The sequence below is a fragment of the Lentimicrobiaceae bacterium genome (assembly GCA_023227965.1).
In the GTDB taxonomy this organism is placed as follows: domain Bacteria; phylum Bacteroidota; class Bacteroidia; order Bacteroidales; family JALOCA01; genus JALOCA01.
The window spans coordinates 1-6,006 of sequence record JALOCA010000070.1 but is presented as its reverse complement, the minus strand read 5'-3'; the positions used below and the strand labels follow the sequence as shown (position 1 = coordinate 6,006).

At 36.5% G+C, this 6,006-nt stretch carries 6 protein-coding genes; 1 reads left to right on the top strand and 5 read right to left on the bottom strand.

The genetic code is table 11. The annotated features are described in order from the left end of the window. The 5 genes from M0R21_13620 to M0R21_13600 form a co-directional block, all read right to left on the bottom strand. Positions 1-181, bottom strand: a 181-nt coding sequence (locus M0R21_13620; GenBank protein ID MCK9618861.1) for a hypothetical protein, incomplete at its 3' end; no start/stop codon positions are given. Then, positions 174-731 (bottom strand): hypothetical protein, encoded by a 558-nt coding sequence (locus tag M0R21_13615; protein MCK9618860.1) that lies wholly within the window; start codon positions 729-731, stop codon positions 174-176. The genes M0R21_13620 and M0R21_13615, both read right to left, overlap by 8 nt. After that, positions 712-3,165: an endopeptidase La gene (lon, locus tag M0R21_13610; GenBank protein ID MCK9618859.1), complete on the bottom strand. Its 2,454-nt coding sequence runs from the start codon at positions 3,163-3,165 to the stop codon at positions 712-714. The genes M0R21_13615 and lon overlap by 20 nt, the downstream gene beginning before the upstream one ends. Before the next feature lie 87 nt (positions 3,166-3,252). Further along, positions 3,253-4,440, bottom strand: coding sequence for a GlmU family protein (locus M0R21_13605; protein MCK9618858.1), 1,188 nt, complete (start codon positions 4,438-4,440; stop codon positions 3,253-3,255). Positions 4,441-4,527: 87 nt separating this feature from the next. Beyond that, positions 4,528-4,794 (bottom strand): type B 50S ribosomal protein L31, encoded by a 267-nt coding sequence (locus M0R21_13600; protein MCK9618857.1) that lies wholly within the window; start codon positions 4,792-4,794, stop codon positions 4,528-4,530. A gap of 137 nt (positions 4,795-4,931) precedes the next feature. Here M0R21_13600 and prmC point away from each other — a divergent pair, with 137 nt between their 5' ends. After that, on the top strand, positions 4,932-5,810 hold the full coding sequence (prmC, locus tag M0R21_13595; protein ID MCK9618856.1) for a peptide chain release factor N(5)-glutamine methyltransferase: 879 nt from the start codon (positions 4,932-4,934) through the stop codon (positions 5,808-5,810). Positions 5,811-6,006: the final 196 nt, after the last annotated feature.

Here is a 6,006-nt window from a genome sequence, read left to right as displayed (position 1 = left end):
CCACTTTTTTTGGTGATTTTGGAACCGCAATAAAAGCAAATTTTTTATTCATAGCTTTCAAATGCTCCAAAGTTATACTATTGCTGCATTTGAATGGCCTGTCAGCATCATTTTTGTCTATTAAGCCACAAAAACTGTTTTCAATAGGATTTGTCTGAATGATAAGAATTTTTTTACTCATTGTTTTGGAGTATCTTTTTCAGGTTTAACAAACTTTCATTGGAATATGAAATGGCTTTTCTTTTAATAAAGATTCCCAGGTACCTATTTAACGGATTGTACCCCAAATCGCAGGTAGTACTCCAAATTAAATTTACATGGGTTAGCTTATCTATCAGTTCAAATTTTCCAATCGTATTATATTTGCCTGATTCAAAAATCAATTTATATGCAAATATTTGATTTTTGATTACTTTTGTTGTAGTTATTTTTCCCTTGCCAATTTTTTCACCAAAAAAAACGGAAGAAGACCCCTCTTCGCCCGAAAAACCGGTATGTTGTACTTTTAAGGATGTATCGAAGTTGTAATCAAGTGTCATCCAATTTTTCCATTCATAGTAATTGCTTATTTTCTTGAAAACATATTCTTTTGATGCTTTTATCTGGATTTTTTCTTCAATAGTAATCCTGCGTGGCAAAAGAAAGCCAATAGTTGCAATAAATGCAAATAATATAATTATAATAATTATTAATTTTCTATAAATAGAAATGCTATTCGATAATTTTTGCATCTTTAACTTGTTCGTGTGATAAAGATAGGTCAATGGCTTCAATCATTTCGTTAATATAAAAAAACGTTAATCCTTCTTTATATGTGGATTTAATTTCTTCTATTTCCTTTCTGTTTTCTTTTGAAAGCAGAATTACAGGACATTTTGCCCGTTTTGCAGCAAGAATTTTTTCCTTGATTCCACCAACAGGCAAAACTTTTCCACGCAGGGTTATTTCGCCTGTCATGGCAATTCCCTGTTTTACTTTTCGCTGGGTAAAAGCGCTTGCCAAAGCTGTAAACATGGTAATTCCTGCGGAAGGACCATCTTTGGGTGTAGCTCCCTCAGGCACATGAATATGCACATTCCAGTTGTCAAAAGCAGATTGGGGAATATTAAGTTTTATGGCGTTGGCTTTCAAATATTCAAATGCAAGGGTTGCCGATTCTTTCATTACATCACCAAGGTTACCTGTAAGGGTTAAATTTCCTTTACCCTTGCTCAGACTTACTTCAATAAATAATATTTCCCCTCCTGCAGCAGTCCAGGCAAGACCGGTTGCTACGCCGGCAATATCCCCTGAAAAGTTTTTTTCATGCTGATATTGAGGTATTCCAAGAACGCTTTCTAAATCTTTGGAATTAATTTTTTTGTTATATGGTTCTTCTGAAACAATAAACCGGGCTTTATTCCGGATAATTTTTGCTATATTTTTTTCCAAAGTTCGTACTCCGGCTTCCCTTGTATATTCATCAATAATTTTTTCAAGGATGTTTTGCGGAAATGTGAGCTGCTTTTTCTCCAAACCATGTTCATTTAATTGTTTAGGAATAAGATGTCTTTGGGCAATTTCCACTTTTTCTTCTACAAGGTAGCCGCTCAGATCAATAATCTCCATCCTGTCGCGCAGTGCAGGATGAACAGTGCTAAGCGAGTTACAAGTGGCAATAAACATTACTCTCGAAAGATCGTATTCAATTTCAAGGTAGTTGTCATAAAATGTTGAATTTTGCTCTGGATCAAGTACTTCGAGTAAGGCAGAAGCAGGATCGCCGTTAATGTTGGCTCCTATTACTTTATCAACTTCGTCTAAAACAAAAACGGGATTCGACGATTTTATTTTTTTAAGACTCTGTATGATACGTCCTGGCATTGCGCCAATATATGTTTTTCGGTGCCCACGTATTTCTGCCTCATCTCTTAACCCGCCAAGCGACATTCGTATATATTTTCTGCCAACAGCCCTGGCTATGGATTTGCCAAGAGATGTTTTGCCTACTCCCGGAGGTCCCAGTAAGCAAAGAATCGGAGATTTCATGTCGCCTTTTAACTTGATAACAGCCAAATATTCAATAATACGTTCTTTCACTTTCTCAAGCCCGTAATGATCTTCATCAAGTATTCTTTGTGCATGTTGCAAATTAAAATTGTCCTCCGTAAAATCATTCCAGGGAAGTTCAATAAGCGTATCCAAATAGTTCATTTGCATAGAATACTCCATAGCAGCAGAATTCATTCTCTGCAATTTAGTAAATTCTTTATTGAAAACTGCTGCAACTTCTTTCGACCATTTTTTTGTTTTGGCTTTTTCTCTCATCTCAAGCAGTTCTTCTTCGCTTTGTCCGAAGCCCAGTTCTGCCTGAATAGTTTTAAGTTGCTGGTTTAAAAAATAATCTCTTTGCTGTTTGTCAATGTCTATCTTAACCTTTTTCTGGATTTGGTTTTTTAAATCAAGCATTTGCAATTCTTTTGTTAAAGCTGCAAGAGCCTGATTGGCATGACTTTCAATATTGGTAAGCTCTAAAAGTTTTTGTTTCTCGGTATTATCCGAATTCAGGTTAGCCGATACAAAATTGACCAAAAAAACAGGACTTTCAATATTTTTAATTACAAAAGCTGCTTCTGAAGGAATATTAGGAGAGTTATTGATAATTTGAATTGACAAATCACGCAGGGATGCAATGAGAGCATCAAATTTTTTGGTTTGTTTAATTGTCTCTACATTACCGTATTGCGAGACCTTTGCTTTAAAATAGGGTTCTGTTTGCAGGGGCTCTTCAATGCTAAATCGTTTTTTCCCCTGGATGATAGCCGTTGTGCTTCCGTCGGGCATCTGAAAAGTTTTCAGTATCATTGCCACTGTTCCCACCCGGTTCAGGTCTTCGAATGCCGGTTCTTCTATCTCAGCATCTTTTTGTGCAACAACACCAATTATTTTTGTACTACGATAATATTCCCTGATGAGATTGATGGATTTGTCGCGTCCTACCGTAATAGGAATTACGACTCCGGGAAAAAGGACAGTGTTTCGCAATGGTAAAATTGGCAGTATTTCCGGGATATCCTCCGAATTCATCTGGTCTTCATCCTCCTGTGATAATAGGGGGATAAATTCAGCATCAGCATCAAGTATATCAGATAAATTAGCAATTATAGGATGGGATGATTCGCTCATGTTTCAATATGACAATATGACAAATTTGATTTTGTTTTTCTTTGTGGTCAATATTAATGCCAGAGTAAGCGTGAAATAAAAAATATCTTATTCTCCGTGGAATGTATGTGCAATATCGAAAACCCTGGCAAAAATTTCCTTTTCGGTTTCATCAAGGTCAATATTGCGTCTTTTATATACGTTAGCGGCTACTTCAATGGCTTTTGAAAATTTATAGTTAGTAAAACCGGAAGGTCCTCCCCATGAAAACGAAGGGATGAAGTTGCGCGGAAACCCTTGTCCGAAAATATTGGTACATACACCTACTACTGTTCCTGTATTAAACATGGTATTTATTCCGCATTTTGAATGATCACCCATGACCATTCCGCAAAATTGCAAACCCGTATCGACAAAGGTTTTTTCGGCATAATCCCACATTTTAACATTGTCGTAAGTGTTTTTCAGGTTCGAGTTGTTAGTATCGGCACCCAGGTTACACCATTCGGCTATAACAGAATTACCAAGGTAACCATCATGTGCTTTGTTGGAAAAGCCAAATATCACGGAATTATTTACTTCTCCACCCACTTTTGTATCGGGTCCCAGGGTAGTGGCTCCATATATTTTAGCACCCATTTTCAATACGGAATTTTCACAAATTGCCAGAGGTCCTCTTATAAGGCAGCCTTCCATAACTTCAACATTTTTACCAATGTACACCGGTCCTTTTAATGTATTAATTACCGAAGCTTCTACTATTGCACCTTCTTCGATAAACAAACTTCCATTGCCTATTCGTTGGTTGGAAGAACTGAGGGCTTGCGAAGTACGACCATCAGTAAGCAATATAAAGTCTTCATTTAATGCCTTTTCGTTTTTTTCAAAAATATCCCACGTATTGAGAATTTCGGTGTAATCTATACTGCATTCAATTTCTCCAAGACATTTTTCCTCTTTTCCTGTTTTATCTTCCAGTTCAGATTCGGGGACATATGAGGCAACGATTGTGTTTCCTTTCACTAATGCCTGCTTGGGTCCCAGCATTTGTATCTGTTTAACAAGTTCTGCATTAGGGAGTATTCCTCCGTTAATCAGAATGTTTTCTGCTGATTTTACAATCGGAAATTTTGACTGGAGGTACACCTCTGTAAGCGAAGAAGGCTTAACACCCAGGTATTTTTCCCATTTTTCACGTATGGTTAAAATGCCGATACGTATGTCGCATACAGGGCGAAAAAATGTTAAAGGTAATAGATGTTCTCTGCGATAGTCGTCGAAAAGGATATAATTCATCGTTATGCGTTTTTTTTACAAAGTTAGAAAAAAAAATCCCGAAAAAAATCGGGATTTACCAAAAACATATCTTTTTGTTGAAAACAGTTATTGTGCTCTTTTTTCGTAATGCTTTTGGTAACGGCTTTTGAATTTATCAACGCGCCCAGCTGTGTCAACCAGCTTCATCTTCCCTGTGTAAAAGGGATGGGATGTGTTAGAAATTTCAAGTTTTACCAGTGGGTATTCCTTACCGTCTTCCCAAACCATGGTCTCTCTGGTTTTTACGGTAGATTTGGTTAAAAAAGTATTGTCGTTCGACATATCTTTAAATATAACCATGCGATAGTCCTTAGGATGAATGTCTTTTTTCATTTATAAATCACTCCATTATTTTTCAGGTTGCAAAAGTAAAACAATATTTCCTGAAAACAAATGTTTTTTAAAAAATGCATTTCTGACCGAATATATATTGCCTGATTTGCTACTTTTGATTTTTTTGTGTTAACATTATGGAACTTCCTCACAATACCCTTACCCTGCTGGAAATGGTGGATTATATTAAAAGTGAACTTAGTACTTTGTATCCTGATACCGAAATTCGCACTTTTACCCACATTTTGTTTGAGGAATACTGTGCAATACCAGCACATAGTATCATTTTGCAAAAAGACGATGCTATTACCGAAACCATCGTGAAAAAATTTGTATCTTCAGTGGAATTACTAAAGCAAATGATGCCCATACAGTACATTATTGGCAAAACTTTTTTTTATGACACCGACATCTTTGTTGATGAAAACGTACTTATTCCCAGAAATGAAACCGAAGAACTGGTACAATGGATCATTAACGACCAAAAGAATATACCGCTTAATGCCAACCCTGTAATTTTTGATATTTGTACCGGTAGCGGGTGCATAGCTGTTGTTCTAAAAAAAAGTATTCCGGGTTCGGTAGTTACCGCCTGTGATATTTCTGAAAAAGCATTGATGGTTGCCCGCCGGAATGCACAGAATAATTCAACAGAAATTAATTTTTATGCAATGGATATTCTGCAACCTGCAAAACACAATGAAAAATACGATATTATCGTAAGTAATCCTCCATATGTAACTGAAAAAGAAGCCTTATTTATGCAGCCTAATGTTTTGCGGTACGAACCACGTGAAGCCCTTTTTGTGCCCGACGCCTCTCCCCTGCTTTTTTATGACGCTTTGGCAGAATTTGCCTTTAGTCATCTTAAAGAAAAAGGGAAACTATATGTTGAGATTAATGAAAATTACCCGTGGGAATTAATAGGCTTGCTCCGCGAAAAAGGATTTACAGACATAGAATGCCATAAAGATATTCACGGAAAAGCCCGTTTTATCCGTTGCGGATGGTTTTAATTTTTTAAGCTGAGTTTGGGATAAAATATGTTTTATATCTGCCCGATAATAACCCGTTAGGGTTTTTAGCCCATTTTGCAGCTATCCAGGAATAAAATGGATGTTATCAAGGGATTGATTTTTTTGAGGAGGAGGCTTGGGCACTACAGATTTTTTTCGGAGGAAGGGTGCATATTTGTAGTTCAATGCGTCATAA

What these genes read in the sequence shown, in the direction of transcription:
- M0R21_13615 (MCK9618860.1), bottom strand. Translation starts at nt 731, where the DNA reads ATGCAAAAATTATCGAATAGCATTTCTATTTATAGAAAATTAATAATT.
- lon (MCK9618859.1), bottom strand. Translation starts at nt 3,165, where the DNA reads ATGAGCGAATCATCCCATCCTATAATTGCTAATTTATCTGATATACTT.
- M0R21_13605 (MCK9618858.1), bottom strand. Translation starts at nt 4,440, where the DNA reads ATGAATTATATCCTTTTCGACGACTATCGCAGAGAACATCTATTACCT.
- M0R21_13600 (MCK9618857.1), bottom strand. Translation starts at nt 4,794, where the DNA reads ATGAAAAAAGACATTCATCCTAAGGACTATCGCATGGTTATATTTAAA.
- prmC (MCK9618856.1), top strand. Translation starts at nt 4,932, where the DNA reads ATGGAACTTCCTCACAATACCCTTACCCTGCTGGAAATGGTGGATTAT.